This is a genomic window from Niastella populi (assembly GCF_002078015.1).
In the GTDB taxonomy this organism is placed as follows: Bacteria; Bacteroidota; Bacteroidia; order Chitinophagales; family Chitinophagaceae; genus Niastella; species Niastella populi.
Map to the genome: position 1 here is coordinate 263,712 of NZ_LWBP01000002.1, position 26,548 is coordinate 290,259.

Consider the following 26,548-nt stretch of genomic DNA (forward strand, 5'->3'; position numbering starts at 1 on the left):
CTGTCTTTTTTTTCCATTCTTTTTCTCGCCTATTTTTGCCGCTTCATGGGTCAGAAAAAACTACAACGCTTTGCAGAAGTAAGCACGTTCCCGAATGTGCTGCAATACCCCGAGAACATGCCGGGGAACTGGAAAACCTTTTTCCATAATTCAAATCCCATAACGCTTGAACTGGCATGCGGCAAGGGCGAATATGCCGTTGGCCTTGGCCGCCTGTTCCCGCAACGAAATTTCCTGGGGGTCGACCTCAAAGGAAACCGTATATGGGTTGGCGCCAAAAAAGCCCTGCAGGAAAACCTGGGCAATGTAGGCTTCCTGCGCACCCAGATCGATCGCATCGGCACTTATTTCGAGGAAGGTGAAGTGTCGGAGATCTGGCTTACTTTCCCCGATCCGCAGCTAAGGACCTCCAAAGCAAGGAAAAGACTGACCCACCCTAAATTCCTGCGCCTGTATCAACAAATCATGAAGCCGGGCGGTTATATTCACCTGAAAACCGATTCGCCCAGCTTGTACCGTTTTACAAAATGGGTGATCGAATTGTACGATCTGCCGGTTATTCAGGATATAGAAGATGTGTATGACCAGGAAACCGTGAGCGATGTATTGCAAATTAAAACGCATTACGAAAGCCTGGATATTGCGCAAAGCAACAGGGTGCATTACCTGCAATTCATGCTGCCGGCCGAGCCATTGCCCGATAAGGAGAGTGCTTTAAAAATATTATTGCTTGAAGAAGAATCTGACCGAAGGAGTTGATTTTTATTACAACGCGCAGGGATATATGGTGCTTACGGCCCAATATCATCTCGAGCGCGGGTATTGTTGCGGGAACGGATGCAGGCATTGCCCGTTTGAATATATCAATGTGCCCGAACCGCGAAAAAGCCAGCTTTTAAATCAACATACACAGGATGGCAACACCCAAAAAAAACAATAAGGCCGCTGTACGGGAGCAACTGGCCAGCGTACATCCTTCCGGCAAAAAAGATGAATCCTTTTTTGAGCTGGTATTTGAAGTGGCCCGCCAGATCCCCAAAGGCCGGGTAACTTCTTACGGCGCCATCGCTTCCTGCCTTGGAACAAAATTATCCGCCCGTATGGTGGGTTGGGCCATGCATGCGGCCGGATCGGCCAAACCCAAGGTACCTGCCCATCGCGTGGTTAACCGCAATGGAATGCTTTCCGGTAAACACCATTTCAACCCGCCTTCCAAAATGGAAACCATGCTGAAGAAAGAAGGGGTGAAGGTAAAGAACGATACCGTGGTTGATTTTAAGAATCTATTTTGGGACCCGGCGACGGAACTGATTTGAACCGGCAATCGGCGATCGTGAAACGGGAAACGTGAAAAGGTCGTTCATTTTTGGGGCTCGCGTTGTGACCGGCAATCGGGATCGTGAAACGGGAAACGGCAAACGTGAGATGGGTCGCTCAAATTTGAGGCTCGTGCTTTTGCACGGCAATCGGTCCCGCCTCAGGCGGGCTGAATCGGCAATCACAAAAAACTAAAAACCCGGCTGCGCTTACGCTACACCGGGTATTTAAAACTTCTTCTATTTCGATATTCTACATTGAAAATTCGATATTCAGCATTCCTGTATTTCCTTTTTCATTTCCCTGTTCTTTATTCTTCATTTCTCATTTCCGCGTATTCCATTCTACATTCAACATTGGTAATTCGCTATTCATCAATTCCCCCTACAACTCCACCATCGCCTTAATAACCCCTGTCTCCGGTTTCAGCCAGCTGGCGAATTCGCTTTTAACCTGATCGAAAGTAACACGATGAGTAATATAAGTAGCCGGGTTTACCAGTTTCTTTTTCATGCTTTGCATTACCAGGTCAAAATCTTCCCTGGTGGCATTGCGGCTGCTCATTAAGGTGGCTTCGCGTTTATGGAACTCGGGATGAGAAAAACTGATCTCGTTCTTTTGCAAACCTACCAACACATAGCGGGCGCCATGTGCCATATATTGAAATGCATTATTGATGGCTTTTAAACTTCCGGTGGCATCGATCACAACTGTTGGCATGTCATTATTGGTGATCTCCTGCAAACGATGCGTTACATTATCGCTGGCGGCATTGATGGTGTGCGCCACCTGCAGTTTCTCGCGGCAAAACGCCAAACGTTGCTCGTTGATGTCCATGGCAATTACATTGCCGCCGGCAATACGGGCAAATTCCATAATGCCAAGGCCAATAGGACCGGCGCCAATCACCAGTACAAATTCTCCCGGTTGAACGCCTGCCCGGCGTACGCCATGCGCGCCGATCGCCAGCGGTTCTACCAATGCCAACTCATCAAAACTCAATCCATCGCCATGCAGCAATGAATAGGTAGGAACTACCAGGTATTCGCGCATACCGCCATCAACATGCACGCCGCATACATTGATGCTGGAGCAGCAGTTGGGTTTTCCACTGCGGCAGGCAATACATTTACCGCAATTGAAATAAGGTATGATGGTAACCGCCTGGCCGGGTTTAAAACCTGATGCGCCGCCCATTACATATTCCGCAGCCAGTTCATGGCCTAAAATGCGGGGATAATTAAAGAATGGCTGAGTGCCTTCATAAGCATGCAGATCGGTGCCGCAAATGCCTATGCGTTTTATTTTGATGAGTGAATGTTGTGCTGGTGTTACCGGCGTCTCCGCATTTTGGTACTCGAGCTCGCCGGGTGTGATGCAAACTAATTGTTTCATTATATTGAAAGTCTTTTATGATCGAAAAACTTAAATACCGCTAAAGGCTGAAGGCTTAAAGCTGAAGGCAGATACAGGCATAAAGCCAAAAACAGAAAGCCGAAGGCGAATACAGCTTCAAGCCGCACGCTACAAGCAAATACTGTGAATACAGCTGCAGGCCGTACGCAACTACAGCGACTATACCTTGTTAACTTATCAACCTGTTTTCCTTTATCAACTACATCAACTCTATAAACTTTTCAACTCCCCTTGTCAACCTGCTTCCTTTATCAACTATCACCCTTTCAACTCCTCCATCAACTATTCCCAGTCAACTTCGCCACTTCATTACTATTCAGGTTCAGGAACAGGATGATATTCGCTTTTCGCGGAGCGAATACCAGCATGGCCAGTAAATGAAAGACAGCCAGCGCAAAAAATGCAAAATTGCCTGTTATTATAAAAGCAATGCCCGCTACTATGCCCGGCACTTCTATCATTGCCCACCACATTATACAGGCTGACCGGTACATTTCCATCCTTTTCTCTCCTGCTTCGGCACTGTTGCGGGCCGTAAAGATCCTTTTCTTAAAAATCCTGAACCCGCCGATAAGCAATAAAGCGGAAAGCATCACACACCCCACCTGCAGGCTTCTTTGCAGGGATTCATCGGCTATAACCGGAATGCCCTCCAGAACGATGATGAGGGATACAATATCGAACATGGCCATACTTACGAGTAAGCCAATGTGCACGATCTTCAGTACGCTAAAAGCGTTGGTTTGATGCTGCATGCGCGGTGATTAATAATACGGACTGATCAGCAAATACACCAGTACGCCCGTTACGGAAACATATAACCAAACAGGCCAGGTAATTTTGGCCAGTTTTACGTGTTTAGGCCATTCACCTGTTAACGCTCTGTAGGCTGTAAATAATATAAATGGCAGAATGATTCCGGCCAATGGAATATGTGTAGCAAGAATTATGTAGTAGAATGTTCTTTTTGAACCCGCCAATGCTTTTTCAGTTTCGCTTACCAACCCGTCGTGGTCGATATCGCCGAATTTTGTTTCACCGGCAAACAGGTGATGGCAGATGTAAGAAACCAGGAAAATAACCGATAATACCAATGCCGCCATCATGATCTTTTTATGCAGCTGGTATTTGCCCTGTCTTACTACCATTAACCCTGCCAGCAATAACACACTTACCACTGAGTTGATCAATGCATTCAGTTTTGCGAAAAAATGTACATCAAAGCCAAGGTCAACTTCGAGTTTAACTCTGCTTAACAATACAACCGCAGCAAATACCACGAAAGAAAAAAGGAGGATGAGCCAGTTGGCCTTTTTATCATTTTTTACCAATACAGGAGGAAGCATACTATTAATATTTGGGTTCTTTTGCTGGTTTGCGGGTGATCCATACAAAAAGCACAACGGCTACAATTACGGCAATGTAAACCGGCCAAAGGCCTTTCAGTTGCGCCAAAACCGGCGAAGATTCGCCCTTTTCTTTTTCAAGCATCAGCAGGGTGATATCCTCTGCAAGGCGCGATAATGCAGTGGTGTCGAGGCCATCATAGTATCCGCGTACAACACCTTTTTTGTCGAGCACCACAAATTTCTGGGTATGTATAAAGTTCGAATCAACACCTTCCCCGTCCTGCAGGCCCAGTTTTACTTCGTTGAGGGCAAAATCGTAGATCGTTTTCTTGGAGCCGGTAAGCATCCACCACACATCGGAGTTCACGCCAAAATGATCGGCATATCTTCTGATGGCGGCAACGCTATCTCTTTCAGGGTCTACGGTGAATGACACAAAATGCACAAATGAAGTGTCGACCCGTTTGGTTACATCTTTCATTTTAAGCGCATCCTGCAGTCCCTTCATATTCTTTGTAAGAAAAGGGCAAATGGAAGGGCAGTGCGTAAAAAAATAATCGGCCACCACAATTTTACCCCGCAGATCGTGCAATGATACGGTTTCACCCAACTGGTTTTGTAAAGTGATGTTGCCCACCTGGTGCCAGATGGTATCGCTCACCTTCTTGCCGTTCTTTATTGTTTCCACCACTTCATCGGGATAATAACGCGGCGGCATATGAATAGCGTCACGGCTTACCCCTTTCACTATAAAATAGCTAACTACCGGTAAGAAAATGGCAATACACAGTGCTAATAATGCTTTCTGACTCACGATTTTTTCTTTTGCAGCGCAAAGGTACCGCACGAGGCGATGCCATGCTGATTTTTATTTGAATATTATACATTTATGTATTTCCCATAGGATGTACTCCCTAACTCTTTGTACACTAGGCGGTTCTATCGCACCATTCAGGAAAAAAAAGAACCACCGCTGTGGCAGCGATGGTTCTTTTTTATATCACATTTAGCAGTAAAGTCGATTAATGAATTTTGCCAGGCTCCTGGGTTTCACCATGTTTCTTCTCTTCGCCATGGCCTTCACCATGTTGTTCCTGTTTAGGCGCTTTCTCCTTGCTGTGCTCAAGATAATGCCTGTCGTAGGTATTACGCAGGTTCTTGTAAGAATTGCCATCCCACAAAAAAGCGGTAATGAACCAAATGAACAACAAAGCAGGAATTGAAATGGTTAAGATCAAATTCCTGATCTCATGACGCAGGTGCATGAACTCGGCTATAATAAAGAAAGCTTTTGCCAGTGTAAGAATGATGAATATACCATTCAGTAAATGCTTTATGAGCTCGGGATTCGAAAAGGTCATCGAATAGTACCCGATAGCCAGTATAAGCTCCCCTATAGTTATGTATAAAAGTATGCGGAAGGTTCTCCAGATCGCTTTTCTGTCGAATGTATGTTGCTCGTCGTGAGCGTGATGATGCTCTGCTGCATGTGCATTTTCCATAATCGCAATATTATATATAAATCAATTAACTGCCTATAATGTTATTCAAATCTCGTTTCTTCCCCCCGAACTAGAACAGGTAGAAGCAGGTAAACACGAATACCCAAACCAGGTCAACGAAGTGCCAGTACAAACCGGCTTTTTCGATCATCAGGTAATGGCCTCTTCTGTCGAACACGCCTTTCCAGGTCATGATGAACATAACAATGTTGATCACTACGCCCGACAGTACGTGAAAGCCGTGGAAACCTGTAATGGTAAAGAAGAAGTTGCTAAAGTTGGTTGAAGCCTGTGTTCCGTCGATGTTCAGGAACGGATTGCGGCCCCACCATGCACCCTGATGGTAAAGGTGTGTCCACTCCCATGCCTGGCAACCGAGGAAGGCAGCACCGCCGAGGATGGTCCAGCCTAACCATTTCAACACTTCTTTTCTATTGTTTTCATGGCCGGCGCCTACTGCCAGTACCATGGTTACAGAGCTCATGATCAGGATGAATGTCATCAAACTCACAAACGCCAACGGAATATCCATGTGTCCAACTACAGGGAATGATTTGAACACTTCATTGGGATCGGGCCATGAGTTGGTTGAAAAACGAATGGTTCCGTAGGAGATCAGGAATGCGCCGAATGTAAAAGCATCACTCATTAAGAAATACCACATCATCAGCTTTCCATACTCCACTTTAAATGGACTCTTTCCACCTGACCACATGCCTGAATTAGCCGTTGCTACTTGTGCCATGTTACTATTTTAATATTAGTAGTTCTGCAATTATAATTTAAACAAAAAGAACACGAACAAATAAACCCATAACAGGTCTACAAAATGCCAGTAAGTGCTCATTACTTCAACCGGTACCGGATTGTAATTACGGATGCGTGCACTGAAGGCTTTGATGAATATGACAACCAATGCAATAACTCCGCCCAGTACGTGCACAGCGTGCAATCCGAAAATAACATATAAGAACTGGCCTGCGCCGGTCGCTCCTTTCAATTTGGTGCCGGCTTCCCACAGCTGTGAAAACCCGATGATCTGCATAGCTATGAAACCCAGCCCCAGCAACAGGGTTACCGTTATTAACCGGCGGTACTGCTGCATGCCCCGTTCTTTGAACGATTTCAGCGCCCACTGCATGGTGAAGCTGCTGATAAGCATTACCGCGGTTGAATAATAAAAAAGCTGCGGCATTTCAATGGTCGTCCAGCCGGCCATACTGCCTTTTACAATATAGGCGCTGGTTAGCCCGGCAAACATCATAATGATGCTGCCTATGCCCACCCACAAGGTAAACTTGTGAGGATGTATTTTTTTTCGTTGCGTACTCACTGCTTCTGCCATCACGGTTTTTAAGTTTTATTATTCTTTAATGTGAACCTATCCTACAGGGATCTTATCCATCAACAGCGCCAGTAAAACAACAGCCAGGTAAATATAGCTGCCGAACATTACGCGGCGGGCTGCTTTCTTCTCCATTTCGCGGTAGAGGCGAATGCTTAACCACAACATCATCAGGTTCGCCACCAGTACAATATAGAAACTTATCATACCACTCATGCCTACCAGGTATGGCAACATACCAACCGGTATCAATACCAGCGAATAAATAATGGATTGTATGGCTGAATACTTCGTAGGCCCTTCTACCGAAGGCATCAGTTTAAACCCGGCATTGGTGTAATCCTTATGCGAGATCCAGGCAATAGCCCAGAAATGCGGAAACTGCCAGAAGAACTGAATGGCAAAAAGTACCCAACCGCCTGCGCTCAACTCATCCTGCCCCGCTGCCCAGCCAATTAAACAGGGTAACGCACCCGGTACGGCGCCTAACAGCACCGATACCGCGCTTACCTTCTTCAATGGCGTGTACATGTATGCATATACAAACCAGCTGAACAATGCCAACCCTGCCGATAACCAGTTAAAAAAATAACCGAGTATGAACAGGCCGGCTGCAATGGCGATGATGGCAAATGCCCAGGCTTCCGCCGGCTGCATTCTTCCTGAGGCCACAGGCCTTTTGGAAGTGCGCATCATCATGGCGTCGGTATCTTTTTCAACGATCTGGTTTACCGTATTGGCACTGCCGGTAACCAGCAGGCCGCCTGTAAACAACAGTATGATGTGAAGCCAGTCGAACTCAACCACTTTCGGCGCCAGCAGGTAACTGATAACAGCAGAGAACACAACCATGAAGCTGAGGCTGAACTTAATCAGCATCATATAGTCTTTTACCTTACCGGCAATATTTAAAGAACTCTGTTGCTTCACGGTTACTTGCTCCATCAGTTATTAATATTGTTATGTGTGCGTTTTCCAATCAGCACATTAGCATATTATCTCATTAGCACATTAATCTTAGTGTTTGCTTTCATTCGCACTGATCGGCTCAGTTTGAGGAATGAAATCGCGATCATCTTTATTGTAGTCATAAGCCCAGCGATGAACTTCAGGGATCTCGCCTTCCCAGTTACCGTGCCCCGGATGGATTGGCGCGGTCCACTCAAGTGTGGTAGCCCCCCATGGGTTTTGCGTTGTAACCTTTCTTCCTTTCCAGATAGAGTAGAAGAAGTTGAACACGAACAGTAATTGTATAGCGAATACGATCATTGCTACAGTAGAGATGAATTTGTTCAGATCACCGAACTGGTTGAATGACGACCAGTTGCTGTAATCGAGGTAACGGCGTGGCATACCGGCCAAACCTTCATAGTGCATTGGCCAGAAGATCAGGTAAGCACCGATCAAAGTAACCCAGAAGTGAATGTAAGCCAGCGTATTGTTCATATAACGGCCATACATTTTCGGGAACCAGTGGTAAATACCGGCGAACATACCGAAGAAGGCAGATACCCCCATTACAATATGGAAGTGCGCGATTACGAAATAAGTATCGTGCAGGTGAATATCCAGTGTAGAGTTACCCAGGAAGATACCGGTTAAACCACCCGAAATGAAGAGGCTCACAAAACCTAACGCGAACAGCATACCGGGGGTAAACTTGATATTTGCTTTCCAGATAGTGGTTAACCAGTTGAATACCTTGATGGCTGAAGGTACAGCGATCAACAGGGTCAGCAATACGAACACCGAGCCGAGGAATGGGTTCAAACCGGTTACGAACATGTGGTGTGCCCAAACCAGGAACGCCAGGATGGTGATAGCGAACATGGAGCCCACCATGGCCATATAACCAAAGATCGGTTTGCGCGAGTTAACTGAGAGGATCTCAGATGCCATACCCATCGCAGGCAACAGGATGATGTACACCTCGGGGTGACCCAGGAACCAGAACAAGTGCTGGTACAGGATCGCACTGCCACCTTCGTTTGGTAACGCCTGGTTGGTAGCGGCAATATAAATATCTGACAGGTAGAAGCTGGTGCCGCCGTGACGATCGAACAGCAACAGGATGAAACCTGATAATAGTACAGGGAAAGATAATACGCCCAATACAGCGGTAAAGAACAACGCCCAGATGGTCAGTGGCAGGCGTGTCATGCTCATACCTTTTGTACGCAGGTTCAAAACGGTAGAGATATAGTTCAAACCACCAAGCAGTGACGACACTACGAACAGGGCCATAGAGGTTATCCACAGGTCCATACCGGTTTTAGAGCCGGGTGAAGCATCACCAAGGGCGCTCAATGGCGGGTAGGCTGTCCAACCACCGCTGAACGGACCCGTTTGAATGAACAGTGATGACAACATCACTATGCTGCCGCCGAAGAAGAACCAGTACGACAGCATGTTCATCATGGGAGAGGCCATATCGCGGGCGCCCACCTGTAAAGGAATGAGGAAGTTGGCGAACGTTCCGCTCAAACCACCGGTTAACACGAAGAATACCAGAATGGTACCGTGCATGGTTACCAGGGCATAATAGTTCTCGGGGGTAATTTTACCACCTCTTGCCCAGTTGCCCAGAATATCTTCCAGCCAGGGGAACGATTGATCGGGGTAACCCAGCTGTAAGCGGAATAACACCGACATCAAACCGCCAATGATGGCCCAGATCATACCAGTGATCAAAAACTGCTTGGCAATGATCTTGTGATCCTGACTGAATATATATTTTGAAACAAACGACTGATGGTGATGATGCGCACCATGTTCGTCGTGGTGCACTTCATGCGTTGTGAGAACTTCTGCGTGACCGTGGCTCATTGTATCTTATTTTGAAGGTCGTAATTTAAAATTCAGTTTCTGTGCTTACCTCGATACCCGGGTTTGCCTTTATTTTTTAGATGCGATAGTTGCCTGAGGAACCAAGGCGCCTGTTGCATCGTGCGCTGTAGTATCTACCGCTCCGGGATTTGGCGCCGGAGAAGCAGGACTGGCAGGCGCAACATCAGTTGCAGGTTTGTAGCTGGGCTCCTGTTTGGCGCGCCACAAAATAAACTCATCACGTTTTACTACCTTAATAAGCCCTTTCATTGAATAGTGACCGTTACCGCACATCTGGTCGCAGGCGATCTCATATTCAAAATTGGGATTATTGGTAATCTTCTTCATTTCCTCGGTAGTGTACTTAGGCGTAAACCACAAAGTAGTGGGAGTACCAGGCACAGCATCCATTTTCAAACGGAAGTGCGGCAAACCCACATCATGTATTACATCACGTGAATTGATGATCAGTTTAACCGGCTGATCTTTTACCAGCACCATAGCGGTGGTAGTGATAACATCATCAAAGCCGGTAGGATCGGCTTTCAGGTTCTGAATGCCGTTAGGCGTTTGCATGGTAGAATCTTTCCACAACATACCCAGCATGTTGCCATTGGCCTCATCGATCATGCGGAAATATTTCTTACCGAATGTATTGTCCTTACCCGGATAGCGATAGATCCAACCGAACTGGCGGCCGGTAATTTCAACCTGCATAGCATCCTGTGGAGCTTCGCCGGTGATCTTGAACCAGTAGTATAAACCGAAACCTACCAGGGTACACAGGGCAATAGCAGGAACGGTTGTCCACAAAACTTCCAGTTTGTTATTGTGGGGATAATAGAAAGCTTTTCTTTTATCGCTGTACTGATATTTATAAGCGAACCAGAACAAAAGGATCTGGGTAATGAAAAACACGATGCCCGTAATGAGCAGGGTGATCTTCAACATGGTATCGATGTTCTCACCATGCTCAGAAGCTGATGGATAGGGCATCAGGGTTTTAGGATACAACGCTTTGTTGCACCAGTATACACCTATGATACCCAATACCAGGAACACTACCATCAAAAATCCATTGATCCTGTTATTTTGTTCGAAAGACTTTTTTTCTCCCTTTAATACAGAAACATACTCACTCGCCTTGGCTATCTGAAACGTAATCAGAAACCCAAGCGCCAGGATAGCTAACAAAAATAATCCGGTAGTTGTCATGATCTTTCAATAATTTTTATACTATCGAAACTGAGTTCGTTGATTTATCAAGTATCACACCTATAGTTCTACTAGGTATGATGTATAATACTTTCTTTGATGAACGGATGGTTTTTGGCAAGCAGGGGCGCCTTCGTTAAAGCACGGCCTGTGGCGAACATGATCAACCCTACAAATCCGGCGGCCACGCCAAAATCGAACAGGTTCAATGTTACATGATCGGGGAACAGGCTGGCGAAAACCATTTGATAGAAATCGAGCCAGTGACCGAAAATGATCACGATTGCCATAAACGTAACCGTTGTATAATTTCTTTTTGATCCCCGGCGCATTAATATTAAAATGGGGGCCAGGAAGTTAAGTGCAAACATGAACCAGTACAGGCCTGAGTAGGCGCCGTTGTGGCTTTTGCTGGTAATACGCGAGTTGAAGTAAACAGTTTCTTCAGGAATGTTCGCATACCAGATCAGCATGTACTGAGAGAACCACAGGTAGGTCCAGAAGATAGAGAAGGCAAACATGAACTTACCGAGGTCATGAATGTGCTCTTCGTTGGTATACTCGAGGTAGCTCTGATTTTTAAGATAAACCACAAAGATGGTGATCAATGCCATACCAGCTACAAACGTACTGGCAAAGGTATACCAGCTGTACATGGTAGAATACCAGTGTGCATCGATACTCATCAGCCACAACCAGGGAACGGTAGACATTACTGTCAATGCAAACCATACAATGAAGATGGCAGCCCAAACGGTGTTTTTGAAGATGTATTTACGACCGGCTTCAGCATCAACCGGTGGGTTGTTATCGAGCTCACGCGATAACTGACGCATTTTGTAACCCAGAACGATCCACAGGCCAATGGCCAGTATAGTCCAGATGATATAAAATGTGGGGTTCAAAAAGGCTGATTTACCCATGAGAATTTTATCGCCTTCGGGGTGCAGCCAGTGGAAGATATGGGGATCTACAGTCACCAGCGCTATCAATACGATCAAGGTTATAATGCCTAAAGGAATTACTGCAACAGAAATAGCTTCTGTAACTCGGCGGAATACAATTTGCCAGCCGCCAAAAGCCAGTGTAGTGGCGCAGATAAAAAACATGGAGGCGTTAACTACCAGCAAAAAGTAGACACTGTTTTGTAACAGGCTGGCCCAAAATCTTGCACCATGATGGTTATGCTCATTCGGAATTCCATAGATGAAAAAACCGATGATAACAGATAAAATGCCGACTCCCATCAAAGCCAATGACCAGGTTCTGTATCGTGCGGGGATGGCGAAAAATTCTTTAATAGCCATTATCAGTAATTTATATGTTCTGTGTTCGTGTCAGTTATTTTTTTTGTGTTGTATCTGCAGCCGGTTGCGCACCTGTTGCAGGGCCTGCACCCGGATCTTTTTTCGCAGATGCTGAATCGGCTGGCGCTGCAGTTGTTGCTGCTGCAGGTTGTTTACCACCACCCTGTTTTGATTTCACATAGTGAATGATCTGCCAGCGTTGTGTGGTGCTCAGCTGAGAAGCATAACTTCCCATCTGACCTTTACCATAAGTTACAGAGTACATCATCTGTCCCTCGGGCATGTTCACATATTTTGCATTACCTGTAAGGTTGGCAGGAGCTGCCGAGAACGGACCACTACCGCCATTGTACAATGGGCCATTTCCATCGAGCGCCGTACCATGACAGATACCGCAATTGATAAGATATAATCTTTCTGCTTCTTTCATTTGAACCGCATCCAATGCAGGCAACGGATTCGCTACACGCACAGATTGCGCATAGTTTACAGTGTCGCCCGGCTTATCTGCCATTATGGAAAAAGGCAGTAATTCACCACGTTTAATGGTACCTGCTACCGGCAGGCGGTTATAATTAATACCCTGCTTTGCGAGCGTATCATAAGGTGCATAGGTTTCATATGCCCGGCTGTAAGCCATGTCAGGCATATACACTTTGCCCGGACTTCTACGTACGTCACTGCAACTCCAAACTATCACAGCCATCACTAAAACAGAAATAATTGATAATTTTTTCATCTTAAAGTATTCAGATATTATGCAGAAACAGTTTCGCTTTGACCTTCAAACAATTTTTGTTCTTTATCGTATCTACCTAACCACCAACCGGTTTCGGCATTTTGTACGTTAACTTCTGTTGCGCCAATACTGGTCATAAATGAACTTAATTCACTTTCGTTCGTTTTAGGAGTACACTCGATAACCATTACAAACCTGTCATCGGTTGCACGCAGATGAAAGTGGTGCTTCTTTACGAAGGGAGCCAGTTGGCACAGGTAACAGAATGTGATAACCATTCCCACGCAGGCGCATAATACAGTAAACTCGAAGGTTATGGGAATCCAGGCCGGTAAAGCGAAATGCGGTTTACCACCTACGTTCAAAGGAAAATCTTTGGTAAATACCCATGTCATGAACGACAACATGGATGTAGTTCCAAAAATAGCGTATAAGAATCCGGCTGTGTGGATGCTCGTATCCCGTAAACCCATGGCTTTATCCAAACCGTGAATAGGGAACGGTGTATATACATCGTGCAGCTTATAACCCGACTTACGTACTTTTTTAACGGCATCAAATAACGGCCCCTCTTCATCAAAACAACCGACAACAAATTTTTTAACAGCCATATAAAGATTTTGATAGTTCTTATTTCGAGAATTCTGTTTCTGTAATGCCTTTGTTTTTAGTGATGATCGCTATGGATCTCATGATACAAATGATCGGCACTTTCTTTTTCGATCTGGTGCATGCCTTTCTTATAGTTATCGCCTGATCTCTTCAGAATGTGTTTGATCTCCGCCACCGCAATAACGGGGAAGAATTTAGAGAACAGGAAGTAACAGGTAAAGAACAAACCGAACGTTCCCAGGTAGAACCCGATCTCCCAGATACTTGGGCTGTAGTAAGTACTCCAGCTACTTGGCAGGTAATCGCGGTAGATAGAGGTTACAATGATCACAAAACGCTCGAACCACATACCGATGTTAACGATCACCGACATGAAGAAGGTAACTACCAGGTTACGGCGCAGTTTGCGGAACCAGAAGATCTGCGGAGAGATCACGTTACAACCCATCATCAGCCAGTAGCTCCATCCGTAGGGGCTGAAGATATTCAACCTGTTCTGAGCGAACGCCCAGCCTTCGTTCGGGTTCTGACCATACCATGATATAAACAACTCGGTCAGGTAGGCAACACCTACTATAGAACCGGTCAATACAATTACTTTGTTCATCACCTCGATATGCTCGATGGTGATATAATCTTCGAGGCTCAACACTTTACGGCTGATCAACAGCAGGGTTTGCACCATCGCAAAACCCGAGAAGATGGCGCCCGCAACGAAATAAGGCGGGAAGATGGTGGTGTGCCAGCCCGGTACAACCGAAGTGGCGAAGTCGAAAGATACCACCGTGTGCACTGACAATACCAGGGGGGTACTCATACCGGCCAGTACCAGAGAAAGGCTTTCATGACGTTGCCAGTGTTTGGTAGAACCGGTCCAGCCGAATGACAGCAAACCGTACATATATTTACGCCATTTCAGTTTGGCGCGGTCACGTACGGTAGCAAGGTCAGGTAAAAGACCGGAATACCAGAACAATAATGATACAGTGAAATATGTTGAGATCGCGAATACGTCCCACAAAAGCGGTGAGTTAAAGTTCACCCATAACGGACCGCGGGTATTTCCATAAGGTAATACGAAGAAGGCCATCCACACACGACCCATGTGCCAGATCGGGAACTGGCCGGCGCACATTACCGCAAAGATGGTCATCGCTTCCGCAGCGCGGTTCACACCCGTTCTCCATCCCTGGCGGAACAGCAACAGGATCGCAGAGATCAACGTACCGGCGTGACCGATACCCACCCACCAAACGAAGTTGGTGATGTCCCAGCCCCAGCCTATCGTTTTGTTCAGGTTCCACTGGCCAACCCCGTAGGTAACCTCACGGTAAATTGAATACACACCAAAAAGTAACAGTGCTACTGAGATAAGAAAACCTATCCACCAGAGGCGGCTCGGGTTCGCTTCAATAGGACGCACAATATCTTCCGTAACCTGGTGATAATCCTTATTGTTGTCTACCAGCGGAGGTCGTACTTGCGATTCGTATCTAATTAATGACATGTTATATGCTTTTAGCTATTCACCGCCGTTGCGGAATCGTTAGCTGAAAAATTTTAATTTACCTATACAACTTATCCTTTGTGCGCTGCACCATGTTCAGCTGCAGCAGCTACATGCTCAGGACCTGTGAGCACACCATGATTGCTGATCTCAGCGGTGTTTCTCACTTTGGCCAGATAGTTAATATTTGGCAAAGTGTGAATGTCTTCCAGTGCATAGTACAAACGGTTGTCGTTTTCTGCACGGTTCTTAAAGATCGCGCTCTGGTTGTTGTTCACATTACCGAATACAATAGCGTCGGCCGAGCAGGCTTGCTGACAGGCTGTTTGGAAGTCTCTATCTTCCAGCGGACGGTTTTGTTTTTTGGCTTCCAGTTTACCGGCCTGTGCTCTTTGTACGCAGAATGAACATTTTTCCATTACACCACGGCTACGTACTGTAACATCGGGGTTAAGTACCATGCGGGTGAGGTCGTCATTCATCATCAGTACTACATCGTCGAGTTTACCTTCGTCAACCAGCGGTTGCTGATTGTTGGCGAAGCTGTCGGCGCCGGTGTAATCGGCCCAGTTGAAACGACGTACTTTATAAGGACAGTTGTTAGCGCAATAACGGGTACCGATACAGCGGTTGTAAGCCATCATATTGAGGCCTTCGCTGCTGTGGTGTGTAGCGGCTACCGGACAAACGTTTTCACATGGAGCGTTGTCGCAGTGCTGACACAGCATCGGCTGGAATACGGTCTGAATGCTTTCTGCATCATCGGGGTTACCGCTGAAGTAACGGTCGATACGCAACCAGTGCATATCGTGGTAACGCATTACTTCGTGTTTACCTACGATAGGAACGTTGTTTTCGATATGACAGGCTACCACGCAGGCGCCGCAACCAAAACAGCTGTTAAGGTCGATGCTCATGCCCCATTTAATGCCCGGACGTTCATAAACGGGATAGTGGGTACCGTCTTTTTCAAATTTCTCCAAACCGCCCCAGTTCTTGAGTTCCGCAGCCCGTTCGTTGCGAACGATCATTGGCTCTTTCTTATACTCGTCGAGGGTAACTTCACGGATAACACCATGACGGCCTTCGTAGCTATTGTGTGTTTGCGCCTGGGCTATTTTGTAAACCTTATCGGTTTTGGTCATTTCAGCCTGGGCGTTCCATTCAAAAGTTGCTCCGTTGAAGGTAAGCAAAGGATAAGCGTTCTTACCCAGTGAACCGCCATCGGCAGCATGTACCGCACGGCCAACACCTTTATCGCGGCCATAACCCACGGCAATGGCGATGGTGTTTTCCTGAGTACCAGGTACTACTATTATCGGAAGTTCAACTTCTTTACCGCGAACTTTTACTTTGATAACAGGTTTCTCAACATTCACCTCGTAGCTGTCGGCAGATCTTCTGTCGCTGAGGTCAATACCGAATTTCTTTGCGAGTGCAGGAGCGATAACTGCGTAGTTATCCCAGCTTACGCGGGTGATAGGATCAGGCAGTTCGAGCAACCAGGGGTTGTTAGCCTGTTTACCATTACCAACACCGGTTTTCTGGTAGATCACTACTTCAAACTCGCTGTTCTTCTTTTGTGTGTTGGCAGCAGCAATTGCCTGTGCCACAGCAGCGCCATTGAAAGCGGCGGCGCCTGCAACAGCAGCCGGTGTTTCAATTACACCGTCCTGTAATGCTTTATCGAAAGTTGTCTGGCTGCCCAATTTGGCGATCCAGTAATTTTTAAGGTATACATCCCACGTAGTGTTGTTACCAGCCCATTTCAATAAGCTTTGTTCAAAAGGTCTTGATTCGAACAGCGGGTTGATGGTTGGCTGAATTAAGCTGATGTAACCGGCTTTAGGTTCTGTATCGCCCCAGCTTTCGAGGAAGTGAGGAGCCGGTAAAATATATTTACACTGTTGAGTGGTTTCGTCTTTTCTGTCGTTGAATGAAACAGTGAGTTTAACTGCTTTCAACCCTTTATTGAAGTTCTCGGCATCGTAATACTCGTAAGAAGGATTGGCGCCGTAGATGAGCAATGCGCCTACGCGGCCGGCCTGCATATCCTGCACGAGGGTAACCATTTCGCTATCGATACCCTGGTGCATCAGAATAGGATTGCCCCAGTTAATGGTAGCACCGTAAGCACCGATGGCGTCGTTGATGGCGTTTACGATGATCTGAACCTGTACGTTGTTGCTTCCGCTGATAACCAAACCTTTGCCTCTGTTGGCGATCAGGTCTTTGGCAGCTTTTTCAATTCCGGCTTTCAGTTTGCCGGTTACGCCGGTTGCACCCTGGCCGTTTACTGCGCTTAATAAAGCCGCTGCAACGATACCAGCTTCAGACGGACGGTGAACAAAACGCTCGTCGGCAGAAGAGCCGGTTGTGCTCATCATGCTTTCGAACTGGTAGTGTTTGCTCATGTCGGTCTTGGTCTTATTTACCTTACGGTTTTTGCTGTAGCCATGTTGAAATTCAACAGGGCTCAGCCAGGTACATAAGAAATCGGCGCCGAGGCTCACTATTGTTTGAGCGTTGTCGAAGTTATATGAAGGGATAGCGCGTTTTCCGAAGGTAGCTTCATTAGCCAGCAGCATACCGCTGTATGATACAGCATCGAACTGAACGTGTTTGCTGTTGGGGTATTTCGCTAAGAATTCTGCGATAACCTGTTTGGTAGAAGGTGAAGTGATGGTTGAGGTTAACAAAACCAGCTGACCGCCGCCGATTCCGGCCAATGCATTTTTGATGTCGCGGTCGATTGCCTCGTAGCTGGTAGCCGTGTTATTAGCTACAGGGTGAGGTAAACGGGCCGTATCGTATAAATCGAGCACCGACGCCTGCATGCGGGCAGAAGAACCGCCCTTTGTAAAAGAAGACAGGGTATTGCCTTCCAGTTTGATCGGACGTCCATCGCGCACTTTGGCTACAACTGGTATCGCTTCGCCGCCGCTAACATAAGTGGTAGCATAATAATCAGCAATGCCCGGCACCATATCCTGAGGCTTGTTCACATAAGGGATCGCCTTTCTGACCTTAGTTTCGCAACTGGCTGCGGCAATTGCGGCCGCTGTACTAAAACCGAGATATTTCAAAAAGTCTCTACGGGAGGCTGGACTGGTTTCCAATCCTTTTTTATCAGCACTTTCAAACGGTAATTCTTCTTTGAACTCGTTTGAAATCGACTTTTCATAGGCCTCACTGTTATTGAGCTCTCCGAAACTCTGCCAGTACTTTTTGTTAGCCATTTATCTTTTAATTTGAAAATTTGAAAATTTACCAATTTGAAAATGAGGTTATCGAAAATTCAGCCTGCATTATCAAATTCTTGCTTGTTACATTTTGTTTTGAAAATCTGAAAATCAGGAATCCCATTTTCAAATTTTCAAATTTGCATATTTGCAAATTTTTAGTAGTGACATTTCTGGCACTCCAGGCCACCAATATCGTTAACAGTTACACTGTCTCTCGTTCCTGCCTTGATCTCGTCGTGGTACTTTTGGTAAATGCTGTAGAACTTGTTGCCTTCTTCGCCTTTGCCGCCGAAGTCAACTTTAGTTGTACGGTGACAGTTGATACACCAGCCCATGCTGAGGTCGGCCATCTGGTACACTTCATCCATTTTCTGGATATCGCCATGGCAGGTCTGGCACTGTACTTTACCGGCATTTACGTGTTGGGCATGGCTGAAGAATACATGGTCGGGCAGGTTGTGGATCTTAACCCATGAAATTTCCTGTACTTTCCCGGTGTATTGTTTTTTAGCGGGGTCCCAACCGGCTGCAGCGTAGATCTTTTGAATTTCTGCAGTACCGTTTACTTCCGTACCGTCTTCACGGAATAATTTACCGGCGCTGCCGCTGTACTCGTTGATGGTCATGTGACAGTTCATACAAACATTCACCGAAGGAATGTTGGCATGTTTGCCTTCCATTGCACCGCCATGACAGTACAAACAGTTGATCTGGTTTACACCGGCGTGTACTTTATGGGAGTAGTAAATAGGTTGTTCAGGCTGATAGTTTGTGCTGCGGCCCAAACCAATGGCGCCTTTCACTATATAAAAACCGCCAACTACAAAAAGGATCAGCGTTAATAAAGTGATGTAGGATTTGTTACGATAGAATGGAATTGGCTCATAAGAAGGAATGCCATCTTTATCGTCGGCCAGTTTTTTCAGGTTGCTGTTCACCTGCAGCATGATCAATGCAACTACTGCAAGGATCAGGGTGAGTACGCCGTATAAGATAGAATTGTCTTTCTCGTCGAGTACCTGGCCGCCGGGCGCGCCTGAAGGAGTACCCTGAGCTGTTGGAGGGCCAGCTTTAAAAGTTTTCTCTACGTAATCGACAACCGCATCGATTTCTTTTTCACTTAAAGATGGAAACGCGGTCATCATTGCGCCGCCAAACTGCGCTTTCAATCCCTGCGTATAGGGATCGTTTTTCATAAAACCAGCCGGATTATGAACCCAGTCGTAAAGCTTTTTACGATCAGTCCAGGGGCCACGTGTTGTTAATCCTCCTAAAGCCGGGCCGGTAAGATCTTTGAAAACAGCGTGACAGGAAGCACAGTTATCCTGAAAAATGGCCTTCCCATCCTGAGCTAAGATCTTATTTCCGAACGACAATAGTAAAAAGAACAATGCACTGAAGAGGGTTCGCTTAACATTTGCTCGATGATCAATCATATTGTTGGATATGATGAAATTATGTGGAAAAATTTCCCGAATTGGGTGCAAAAATAAGTCAGGATTTTAACAAAATCACTACCTGTTCAAAATTTTTTTAATGTAGGCCTGGCGCGGGTTTCAGCCGATTTTACCCCGTTTGTTAAAACGGTTCAGTCAGAAATGTCATGCTTTTGTCAATGTGACAAGGAATGTTTCGCATCTCGTAAACGGATAGTAAAATTGACTTTTCTCCACCCCGATTTTTTCCTGCACTTTTGCGTTCATGTTTCAAAAACTGAAACAAAAATGGAACGTTAATGGCACCCAGTTTTTTTTAATTCTGTGTGTATTTGCCATTACCGGAACAACTACGGCCTGGTTAACCCGTCAGGTCACCCATTGGTTACAGCTCGAAGCTTCATCGTTTTGGTACTGGGCTATTAAAGCAGGGATCCTGCTTTTCGGCTACCAGGCGCTTATCCTGCTTTTCGCCATTCCATTTGGCCAGTTCAATTTCTTCTGGAATTATGAAAAGAAGATCCTTCAACGATTGAAGCTGATAGGTAACTCACAGTCGTCCAATAATAAACAAACACTAAACGTAGATTACAATAATATGCTAAGCGCGGGGATTGAAGAAACAGGAAAAAACCAACCGGCATTCGGTCCCGCTCAAAAGCGGGAGCAATCGGCTATGTCCGATAACCAGGCTGAACCCATTCAGGGAGCTCAGACTTCGGCCACTCAACCAAAAACCAAAAACCAGCAACCAGAAACCGTTCATATTGCCATTTTCGCATCGGGCGCCGGATCAAATGCTCAAAGGCTGATCGATCATTTCAAAGGCAGTTCCGATATTAAAATAGCATTAATTGTTTGCAACAAACCAGGCGCAGGCGTATTAACGATTGCCGAAAAGGAAAATATTCCCGCCCAAATAATTGAAAAGGAAAAATTCTTCCGCGGCAATGCCTACGTCGACGAACTAAAACAACATAATGTTGATTTTATTGTACTTGCCGGCTTTTTATGGAAAGTTCCTGTTGCATTAATTCAGGCATTCCCCCAATCTATAATTAATATACATCCCGCCCTTTTGCCAAATTATGGGGGTAAAGGCATGTATGGCCGTTTTGTACATGAAGCCGTGATCACCGCCAAAGAAAAAGAAAGCGGCATCAGCATACATTATGTTGATGAATTATATGATCACGGGCAACTGATCTTCCAGGCCCGCTGTGCTATCGATGAAACCGATACGGCCGACTCCCTGGCGCAAAAAATTCATGCACTGGAACATGAGCACTACCCAATTATTGTCGAAAAAGTGGTGCGCGAACTGCAAAATCGCCGTTAAATCGTTCCGGCAATTTCAGTTTATATCATTTTCTTGCTGTAATATCACAAACTCAATCGCTTCAGCTTGACATTAAAACGGTACATAATTTTAATCTTACTGGTTTCCGGTTCGTTAACAGCGTTTAGCCAGGTTCAAATTCAGGTTAAAGGAAAGGTGTTCGACATGACCCAGCAGATACCGTTGGTTGGTGTGAGCGTAATGAGCACCGGCGGAACCGGCACCACTACAGATTCCCTCGGCCGGTACTCCCTGTATGTGCGGGACACCGACTCCATTTATTTCTCTTACTTAAACAAAGGCACCCCCAAATACCCGGTTGCCGTTATCCCCAACCAGCAAAACTTTGAGATTTCGCTGCATGTAAATGTCACTGAGCTGAGGCCCATTATGGTGAAACAGCGGAACTATCATCTGGATTCCATTGCCAACCGGCAGGAATACGCCAAAGCGTTCAATTATAAAAAACCCGGTTTGGGCATAGTTACCCCCACCACGCAAAATGCGGCCGTTGGGGTTGACCTCGACCAGCTTATCGATGTTTTCAATTTCCGCAAAAACCGCCGGATGGCCGCCTTCCGCGACCGCCTTATAGAGGAAGAAAAACAGAAATACATCGATCACCGGTTTAGCCGGGCGCTGGTGATCCGCCTCACCCAGATACGCGGCGCCGAACTGGATACTTTCATGAACCGCTACCGCCCCGACCTGGTGTTTATTGGAACGGCTACCGACTACGAGCTGCAGTCATATATTAAGAAGTGTTTTGAAAAGCATACGAAGCTGAAACAAATTATGGGAGAGTTGAAGAAGGAAGAGTAAGTTAACGGGTTGACGGGTTGACGAGTTAACGGGTTGACGAGTTGACTGGTTGACTGGTTGACAAGGAACGCCCTTTTCAGGTTTCGCCTCTCTACGCCTTCATACATTTTACCACCGGCTTTTTACACCTTTCTTCTTACTTCGGCTTTCGTTTTCCACCTTACAAAACTCCACACGCTAAACCTGTCGACTCCCCCTTTTTCTTCCTTATTTTTAATTTTTAATCTTTCATTTCCTTACTAACTTCCTTCATTAAACATGCGCGCTATCATGAGAACGATCAGCCTTACACTATTATTGATTATAGCCGGTTTTTACATCGCATACAGCCAAAACGTTCACCCCGTACTAAGTATGGCGGCAACACCCGAAGCCGGCGGATTCTCCTCAAAGCGTTTAAACCGCATCGATACTGTCCTGAAAGAATATGTTGACAAAGGCCGCATGAACGGCGCCGTAGCCATGATTGTGCACGACGGCAAAATCGTATATTATAAAAATTTCGGTTATAACGACATAAATGCCAAAACGCCACTTCCAAAGGATGGCATCTTTCGCATAGCCTCGCAAACAAAGGCCATTACCAGCGTGGCCGTGATGATGCTGTTTGAAGAAGGAAAGTTCATGCTCGACGACCCCATCAGCAATTTCATTCCTGAATTCAAAAACCCAAAGGTTTTAGATAAATATAATAAAGCCGATACTACTTATACTACTGTTCCGGCCAAAAGAGAGATCACCATTCGCGACCTGCTCACGCATACGAGCGGGCTGGGTTATGCCCAGATAGGTACAACTGAGGCAAAAAACATCTATTACAAAGCCGGCGTAATTGGCGGCATTGGCGTACCCGATTTTGTACTGGCCGATCAAATTAAGATACTCGGCCGATTGCCATTGTTTCACCAGCCCGGCGAAAAATGGACCTATGGGCTCAATACCGACGTACTGGGTTACCTGGTTGAAGTGGTATCGGGTATGAGCCTGAAAGATTTTCTGCACAAACGCATATTTGAGCCGCTGGGCATGAAGGACACTTATTTTTATTTACCCGCCGGTAAAAAGAACAGGCTGGTAATGTTATATACAGAAGACAGCATAACAAAAAAGACGGTTAAAATGGCGGAAAAGCTGAACCTGTACGCCAGCATGTACCGCGATTACCCTAAAATGGATGGTACTTACTATTCAGGCGGAGCCGGTTTATCTTCTACCATTTATGACTACGCCATTTTTCTGCAAATGTTGTTGAACGGCGGTGAGTACAATGGCAAGCGCCTGCTTAGCCATAACAGCGTTCGCATGATGACCATGAACCAGATCGGCGATATCAACCGTGGCCCCAATAAATTCGGGCTTGGCTTCGGCATTACCACCGAAAAAGGCAGTGCCATATTGCCAACACGGGAAGGCACGTTCGAGTGGGGCGGTATGTTCGCCACTACCTATTGGGTTGACCCCAAAGAAAAACTGATCGGTTTGGTTTACCGTAATATATGGCCTACCAGTTGGGGCGGCCTCGGCAACTTATATAAAGTAATGGTTTACCAGGCCATGAACTATTAATAACCTCAATCCTTCATTACAACATGAAAAAATACCTCATCCTGTTTGCATGCTTATTAGTGCAAATTGCCAGCCTGTTTGCGCAGGACACACCTTCGTTTATAAAAGATAGTCTCGATGCATATGTACAAAAGGCATTGACCGACTGGCAAATTCCCGGTGTGGCCGTATGCGTGGTGAAGGATGGAAAGGTGGTTGTAATGAAAGGCTATGGCGTTAAAGAACTGGGCACAACCAATAAGGTAGATGAAAACACCTTATTCATGATCGGTTCCAACACAAAAGCATTTACCGGAACGGCGCTTGCCATGTTGGCCGCTGATAAAAAGTTATCGCTCGATAGCCCGGTTATAAAATATTTACCCGATTTCAAATTGTACGATCCCTGGGTAACGAAGCAGGTCAATGTACGCGATCTGCTTTGTCACCGGTTAGGATTCGAAACCTTTCAGGGCGATTTTATTTACTTCGACTCAGACCTTTCTACGGCGCAGGTGCGGGAAAAATTCAGCAGGGTAAAACCGATGTACGGTTTCAGAAGCAAGTGGGGTTATACCAATGCCGCGTTTATGACGGCCGGTGAAATTATACCTAAAGTGAGTGGACAAACCTGGGCTGAGTTCCTGAAAGAAAAAATATTTGCACCCCTTGAAATGAGCAGTACGCTGGCATTAACGAAAGATATTACCAATGCAGGCAATAAAGCTACCGCACATACCGTAGCACAAGGCATTTTGAAAAAGATCGCTTACGGTCATATTGATAACCTCGCTGCCGCCGGTAGTATTTCTTCCAGCATAAACGATATGAGCCATTGGTTAATGGCGCAGTTAAATGGCGGTAAGTATAACGAAAAACAGGTTATACCAGCCGGCGCCTTAGCGCAAACATGGTATCCGCATTCAATTATGGGCAATGGTGGGCATCGGTACAATAAAGCACACTTTTTATTATATGGCCTCGGCTGGATGCTGCAGGAATACAGCGGCAGAAAGATCGTTTCGCATACCGGGGGTGTAAATGGTTTTGTAACCAGTGTAACGCTGCTGCCCGAAGAAAAGCTGGGCATTATTGTGTTGACCAACACAGACGCCAACAGATTTTATGAAGCGTTGAAGAACGAGATCATGGATGCATACCTGGGCCTGCCTTATCGCAATTACAGCCAGGGTTATTTGAATGCTTACAGGGAAAATGAGGAAGAAGCGGCGCAATGGCTTAAGAAAATGCGCGATACCATTGCAATGAACCGCCCTTCTACCCTGCCTTTGGCGGCATACGCAGGTACGTATGAGCATAACGTGTATGGCAAAATGACCATAGCGCTGGAAAATAAAAAACTGGTCGCCCGCTTTGAACATCACAAAGGCCGCTTTGCTACGGTGGAGCCTTTAGGGGGCAATAATTTTCTCGCCACATTCAATGATCCATTATACGGCATAAAAGAGTGGCCATTTTCGACTGCAAATGGAAAAGTAAGATCGGTTACTGTAACCGTCGCCGATTTTATTGAGTTTACGCCATATGAATTCTATAAAAAATAAGTAACATGCTTTTCAAACACGATAAATATATTAATGAAAAACTCATAGTATATTTCAGGTTGAAAATATTTATGTTATGGATCAACTTAACCTCGGTATAGGAACCCGTTTACAACACCGGCAGCACGGGCCCGGTGTTATTGTAGGAATCAGGTACGCAACTTACCTCATCTCTTTTATACATCATGGCATAAAAGAGATCGATAAGAACGATACGCACCTGGAAGAGATCATTCCTGAAAACGTTACTGAAGAAATAGAAACACACAGCGATGTAGAGCGGTCGTTACTAAAAATATTGCGCTTGTGGGGCGGCTTTCAGGAGATCGTTCCATTGGGCGATCGCTGGAAGAACGGCCTTATGATTTTACAGCCGGCCGATAAAACACAAAAGGGAAAAGAGCTTCCCATCGATGTGTTCTTTCATAAAATAGTGATGTTGCGCGACCGCCTTCGCGTGCTGGAGCAGCAGATAAATGCACATAAGGTGTTAAGCGATGAAGACAAGGTGAACCTGCAGCAATACATCACCCGTATTTATGGTTCGTTGACCACTTTTAATGTGCTGTTCAGAAATAAAGAACAATGGTTTGTAGGTGAAAAAGGAGCTACAGCCGATTGATGGTGGCACAAGATTTTAACTGTTATTGAAAACAGTTTTATGGACAAATTAGAAATTAAAGGCAACTGGAATAAGTGGAAAGGAAAGATCAAGCAAGCCTATGGGAATTTAACAGACGATGATATAAAATACGAAGAAGGTAAGGATGACGAATGGCTGGGCCGTATGCAGGAAAAAACCGGCAAAACCAGGGACGAACTGGTTAAATGGCTGAAATCGCTTGGCTAACACTTATTTCAAAAAATAGTAAAGGTGGGTACTTCCTGGGAGGTATCCACTTTTGTTTTTAATTAAGGTCCGCTTCCCGGGCGGCGGCCGCATAAAAAAAGAGAAGGCGCTTTAAGCTCCTTCTCTTCCTCTTGTACAGATGCAAAACCAACCTTGAAGTGAAAACAATTTTTTGTATTGATATCGTCGGTATTCGCCGCAGGCGGATACCGACCCATTATCACATTAGTTTAGTATCCCGGTCTGTTAGGCGTATCCTTCACCCTGCTGCTATCCTGGTTCGAACCGGTAACCGGAGGTCGCGGAAAAGCGATAGATGGGTCCCTGTGATGAGCAGCATTTAATGAATCGGAATTTCCCGGATCATAAATTGCCGTACTATCATATCCCTGCGCATCATCATAACCAGGTTCTCCGCGCTCTCCCCCGCCACAATACATAAAACCGCATATGGCCAGCAATAAAAGCATATGATAGAAATAATTAGTCCTTTTCATAAGAATGTACTTTCCATTACTGCTTAAATAATCATTCCAGCCTGCAGCTCCATGCCGTACCGGGAGTGGGTTTGCTGTGGAATTTTTGCAACAAGGCGGTAGCATGCCGCCCGT

The 26,548-nt window shown here is 45.8% G+C and carries 26 protein-coding genes; 9 read left to right on the top strand and 17 right to left on the bottom strand.

The genetic code is table 11. The features are described from left to right. Nucleotides 1-45: 45 nt before the first annotated feature. The 3 genes from trmB to A4R26_RS03575 are packed head-to-tail and all read left to right on the top strand — an operon-like array spanning nt 46 to nt 1,316. Nucleotides 46-759 (top strand): tRNA (guanosine(46)-N7)-methyltransferase TrmB, encoded by a 714-nt coding sequence (trmB, locus tag A4R26_RS03565; protein WP_081160454.1) that lies wholly within the window; start codon nt 46-48, stop codon nt 757-759. Next, nucleotides 731-940 (top strand): C1orf53 family protein, encoded by a 210-nt coding sequence (locus A4R26_RS03570; protein ID WP_081160458.1) that lies wholly within the window; start codon nt 731-733, stop codon nt 938-940. Before trmB ends, A4R26_RS03570 begins: the two co-directional genes overlap by 29 nt. Beyond that, the gene (locus tag A4R26_RS03575; protein WP_081160462.1) at nt 915-1,316 is read left to right on the top strand and encodes an MGMT family protein; all 402 of its coding nucleotides are present in this window, start codon (nt 915-917) and stop codon (nt 1,314-1,316) included. Before A4R26_RS03570 ends, A4R26_RS03575 begins: the two co-directional genes overlap by 26 nt. 385 nt (nt 1,317-1,701) lie before the next feature. Here A4R26_RS03575 and A4R26_RS03580 read toward each other — a convergent pair whose 3' ends face one another. The 16 genes from A4R26_RS03580 to A4R26_RS03655 all read right to left on the bottom strand — a co-directional run bounded on the left by A4R26_RS03580 (nt 1,702) and on the right by A4R26_RS03655 (nt 19,816). Next, the gene (locus A4R26_RS03580; RefSeq protein ID WP_081160466.1) at nt 1,702-2,712 is read right to left on the bottom strand and encodes a zinc-binding alcohol dehydrogenase family protein; all 1,011 of its coding nucleotides are present in this window, start codon (nt 2,710-2,712) and stop codon (nt 1,702-1,704) included. Between the two features lie 299 nt (nt 2,713-3,011). Continuing rightward, the gene (locus tag A4R26_RS03585) at nt 3,012-3,488 is read right to left on the bottom strand and encodes a hypothetical protein (protein ID WP_081160471.1); all 477 of its coding nucleotides are present in this window, start codon (nt 3,486-3,488) and stop codon (nt 3,012-3,014) included. A gap of 9 nt (nt 3,489-3,497) precedes the next feature. Next, nucleotides 3,498-4,079, bottom strand: a complete 582-nt coding sequence (locus A4R26_RS03590) for a DUF420 domain-containing protein (protein ID WP_081160475.1) — start codon at nt 4,077-4,079, stop codon at nt 3,498-3,500. A gap of 4 nt (nt 4,080-4,083) precedes the next feature. Further along, the gene (locus A4R26_RS03595) at nt 4,084-4,896 is read right to left on the bottom strand and encodes an SCO family protein (protein WP_081160628.1); all 813 of its coding nucleotides are present in this window, start codon (nt 4,894-4,896) and stop codon (nt 4,084-4,086) included. Nucleotides 4,897-5,104: 208 nt separating this feature from the next. Beyond that, entirely contained in the window at nt 5,105-5,584 is a 480-nt protein-coding gene (locus A4R26_RS03600) for a cytochrome C oxidase subunit IV family protein (RefSeq protein WP_081160480.1), read from the bottom strand. Between the two features lie 70 nt (nt 5,585-5,654). Further along, complete coding sequence (locus A4R26_RS03605) at nt 5,655-6,329, bottom strand: cytochrome c oxidase subunit 3 (protein WP_081160484.1); 675 nt, start codon at nt 6,327-6,329, stop codon at nt 5,655-5,657. A gap of 30 nt (nt 6,330-6,359) precedes the next feature. Beyond that, a complete protein-coding gene (locus tag A4R26_RS03610) occupies nt 6,360-6,929 on the bottom strand; it encodes a cytochrome c oxidase subunit 3 (protein ID WP_081160489.1) in 570 nt (189 codons plus the stop codon). Nucleotides 6,930-6,965: 36 nt separating this feature from the next. After that, nucleotides 6,966-7,874, bottom strand: a complete 909-nt coding sequence (gene cyoE, locus A4R26_RS03615) for a heme o synthase (protein ID WP_081160493.1) — start codon at nt 7,872-7,874, stop codon at nt 6,966-6,968. Between the two features lie 72 nt (nt 7,875-7,946). Next, nucleotides 7,947-9,755, bottom strand: coding sequence for a cytochrome c oxidase subunit I (locus A4R26_RS03620; protein ID WP_081160497.1), 1,809 nt, complete (start codon nt 9,753-9,755; stop codon nt 7,947-7,949). A gap of 69 nt (nt 9,756-9,824) precedes the next feature. Next, nucleotides 9,825-10,970 carry a cytochrome c oxidase subunit II gene (locus A4R26_RS03625; protein ID WP_081160502.1) on the bottom strand — a complete coding sequence of 382 codons (1,146 nt, stop codon included), beginning with the start codon at nt 10,968-10,970 and terminating at the stop codon, nt 9,825-9,827. A gap of 71 nt (nt 10,971-11,041) precedes the next feature. After that, nucleotides 11,042-12,277, bottom strand: a complete 1,236-nt coding sequence (locus A4R26_RS03630) for a quinol:cytochrome C oxidoreductase (protein ID WP_081160506.1) — start codon at nt 12,275-12,277, stop codon at nt 11,042-11,044. 34 nt (nt 12,278-12,311) lie between these two features. Next, nucleotides 12,312-13,016, bottom strand: coding sequence for a c-type cytochrome (locus A4R26_RS03635; RefSeq protein WP_081160509.1), 705 nt, complete (start codon nt 13,014-13,016; stop codon nt 12,312-12,314). Nucleotides 13,017-13,033: 17 nt separating this feature from the next. Further along, nucleotides 13,034-13,627 carry a DUF3341 domain-containing protein gene (locus A4R26_RS03640; RefSeq protein ID WP_081160513.1) on the bottom strand — a complete coding sequence of 198 codons (594 nt, stop codon included), beginning with the start codon at nt 13,625-13,627 and terminating at the stop codon, nt 13,034-13,036. A 56-nt stretch (nt 13,628-13,683) separates the two neighbouring features. Next, nucleotides 13,684-15,135 (bottom strand): NrfD/PsrC family molybdoenzyme membrane anchor subunit, encoded by a 1,452-nt coding sequence (nrfD, locus tag A4R26_RS03645; RefSeq protein ID WP_081160517.1) that lies wholly within the window; start codon nt 15,133-15,135, stop codon nt 13,684-13,686. A 71-nt stretch (nt 15,136-15,206) separates the two neighbouring features. Further along, entirely contained in the window at nt 15,207-18,374 is a 3,168-nt protein-coding gene (locus A4R26_RS03650; protein WP_081160522.1) for a TAT-variant-translocated molybdopterin oxidoreductase, read from the bottom strand. Between the two features lie 161 nt (nt 18,375-18,535). After that, nucleotides 18,536-19,816, bottom strand: a complete 1,281-nt coding sequence (locus A4R26_RS03655) for a c-type cytochrome (protein WP_081160526.1) — start codon at nt 19,814-19,816, stop codon at nt 18,536-18,538. A gap of 265 nt (nt 19,817-20,081) precedes the next feature. On the opposite strand from A4R26_RS03655, the gene purN reads away from it, so the two are divergent. The 6 genes from purN to A4R26_RS03685 all read left to right on the top strand — a co-directional run bounded on the left by purN (nt 20,082) and on the right by A4R26_RS03685 (nt 25,937). Then, nucleotides 20,082-21,155, top strand: a complete 1,074-nt coding sequence (purN, locus tag A4R26_RS35555) for a phosphoribosylglycinamide formyltransferase (RefSeq protein WP_242674810.1) — start codon at nt 20,082-20,084, stop codon at nt 21,153-21,155. A gap of 165 nt (nt 21,156-21,320) precedes the next feature. Further along, entirely contained in the window at nt 21,321-21,977 is a 657-nt protein-coding gene (locus tag A4R26_RS03665; protein ID WP_133054519.1) for a hypothetical protein, read from the top strand. Nucleotides 21,978-22,247: 270 nt separating this feature from the next. Then, the gene (locus A4R26_RS03670; RefSeq protein WP_165760130.1) at nt 22,248-23,543 is read left to right on the top strand and encodes a serine hydrolase domain-containing protein; all 1,296 of its coding nucleotides are present in this window, start codon (nt 22,248-22,250) and stop codon (nt 23,541-23,543) included. A 23-nt stretch (nt 23,544-23,566) separates the two neighbouring features. Beyond that, on the top strand, nt 23,567-25,087 hold the full coding sequence (locus tag A4R26_RS03675; RefSeq protein WP_081160537.1) for a serine hydrolase: 1,521 nt from the start codon (nt 23,567-23,569) through the stop codon (nt 25,085-25,087). A gap of 76 nt (nt 25,088-25,163) precedes the next feature. Beyond that, entirely contained in the window at nt 25,164-25,709 is a 546-nt protein-coding gene (locus A4R26_RS03680; RefSeq protein WP_081160540.1) for a DUF8685 domain-containing protein, read from the top strand. A 39-nt stretch (nt 25,710-25,748) separates the two neighbouring features. Then, a complete protein-coding gene (locus A4R26_RS03685) occupies nt 25,749-25,937 on the top strand; it encodes a CsbD family protein (RefSeq protein ID WP_081160544.1) in 189 nt (62 codons plus the stop codon). A gap of 230 nt (nt 25,938-26,167) precedes the next feature. Here A4R26_RS03685 and A4R26_RS03690 read toward each other — a convergent pair whose 3' ends face one another. Then, nucleotides 26,168-26,434 carry a hypothetical protein gene (locus A4R26_RS03690; RefSeq protein ID WP_133054520.1) on the bottom strand — a complete coding sequence of 89 codons (267 nt, stop codon included), beginning with the start codon at nt 26,432-26,434 and terminating at the stop codon, nt 26,168-26,170. Nucleotides 26,435-26,548: the final 114 nt, after the last annotated feature.

Coding starts and splice junctions, on each gene's coding strand:
- trmB (WP_081160454.1), top strand. CDS start 46: ATGGGTCAGAAAAAACTACAACGCTTTGCAGAAGTAAGCACGTTCCCG.
- A4R26_RS03575 (WP_081160462.1), top strand. CDS start 915: ATGGCAACACCCAAAAAAAACAATAAGGCCGCTGTACGGGAGCAACTG.
- A4R26_RS03580 (WP_081160466.1), bottom strand. CDS start 2,712: ATGAAACAATTAGTTTGCATCACACCCGGCGAGCTCGAGTACCAAAAT.
- A4R26_RS03585 (WP_081160471.1), bottom strand. CDS start 3,488: ATGCAGCATCAAACCAACGCTTTTAGCGTACTGAAGATCGTGCACATT.
- A4R26_RS03590 (WP_081160475.1), bottom strand. CDS start 4,079: ATGCTTCCTCCTGTATTGGTAAAAAATGATAAAAAGGCCAACTGGCTC.
- A4R26_RS03600 (WP_081160480.1), bottom strand. CDS start 5,584: ATGGAAAATGCACATGCAGCAGAGCATCATCACGCTCACGACGAGCAA.
- A4R26_RS03605 (WP_081160484.1), bottom strand. CDS start 6,329: ATGGCACAAGTAGCAACGGCTAATTCAGGCATGTGGTCAGGTGGAAAG.
- A4R26_RS03610 (WP_081160489.1), bottom strand. CDS start 6,929: ATGGCAGAAGCAGTGAGTACGCAACGAAAAAAAATACATCCTCACAAG.
- cyoE (WP_081160493.1), bottom strand. CDS start 7,874: ATGGAGCAAGTAACCGTGAAGCAACAGAGTTCTTTAAATATTGCCGGT.
- A4R26_RS03620 (WP_081160497.1), bottom strand. CDS start 9,755: ATGAGCCACGGTCACGCAGAAGTTCTCACAACGCATGAAGTGCACCAC.
- A4R26_RS03625 (WP_081160502.1), bottom strand. CDS start 10,970: ATGACAACTACCGGATTATTTTTGTTAGCTATCCTGGCGCTTGGGTTT.
- A4R26_RS03630 (WP_081160506.1), bottom strand. CDS start 12,277: ATGGCTATTAAAGAATTTTTCGCCATCCCCGCACGATACAGAACCTGG.
- A4R26_RS03635 (WP_081160509.1), bottom strand. CDS start 13,016: ATGAAAAAATTATCAATTATTTCTGTTTTAGTGATGGCTGTGATAGTT.
- A4R26_RS03640 (WP_081160513.1), bottom strand. CDS start 13,627: ATGGCTGTTAAAAAATTTGTTGTCGGTTGTTTTGATGAAGAGGGGCCG.
- nrfD (WP_081160517.1), bottom strand. CDS start 15,135: ATGTCATTAATTAGATACGAATCGCAAGTACGACCTCCGCTGGTAGAC.
- A4R26_RS03650 (WP_081160522.1), bottom strand. CDS start 18,374: ATGGCTAACAAAAAGTACTGGCAGAGTTTCGGAGAGCTCAATAACAGT.
- A4R26_RS03655 (WP_081160526.1), bottom strand. CDS start 19,816: ATGATTGATCATCGAGCAAATGTTAAGCGAACCCTCTTCAGTGCATTG.
- purN (WP_242674810.1), top strand. CDS start 20,082: ATGTTTCAAAAACTGAAACAAAAATGGAACGTTAATGGCACCCAGTTT.
- A4R26_RS03665 (WP_133054519.1), top strand. CDS start 21,321: ATGACCCAGCAGATACCGTTGGTTGGTGTGAGCGTAATGAGCACCGGC.
- A4R26_RS03670 (WP_165760130.1), top strand. CDS start 22,248: ATGAGAACGATCAGCCTTACACTATTATTGATTATAGCCGGTTTTTAC.
- A4R26_RS03675 (WP_081160537.1), top strand. CDS start 23,567: ATGAAAAAATACCTCATCCTGTTTGCATGCTTATTAGTGCAAATTGCC.
- A4R26_RS03680 (WP_081160540.1), top strand. CDS start 25,164: ATGGATCAACTTAACCTCGGTATAGGAACCCGTTTACAACACCGGCAG.
- A4R26_RS03685 (WP_081160544.1), top strand. CDS start 25,749: ATGGACAAATTAGAAATTAAAGGCAACTGGAATAAGTGGAAAGGAAAG.
- A4R26_RS03690 (WP_133054520.1), bottom strand. CDS start 26,434: ATGAAAAGGACTAATTATTTCTATCATATGCTTTTATTGCTGGCCATA.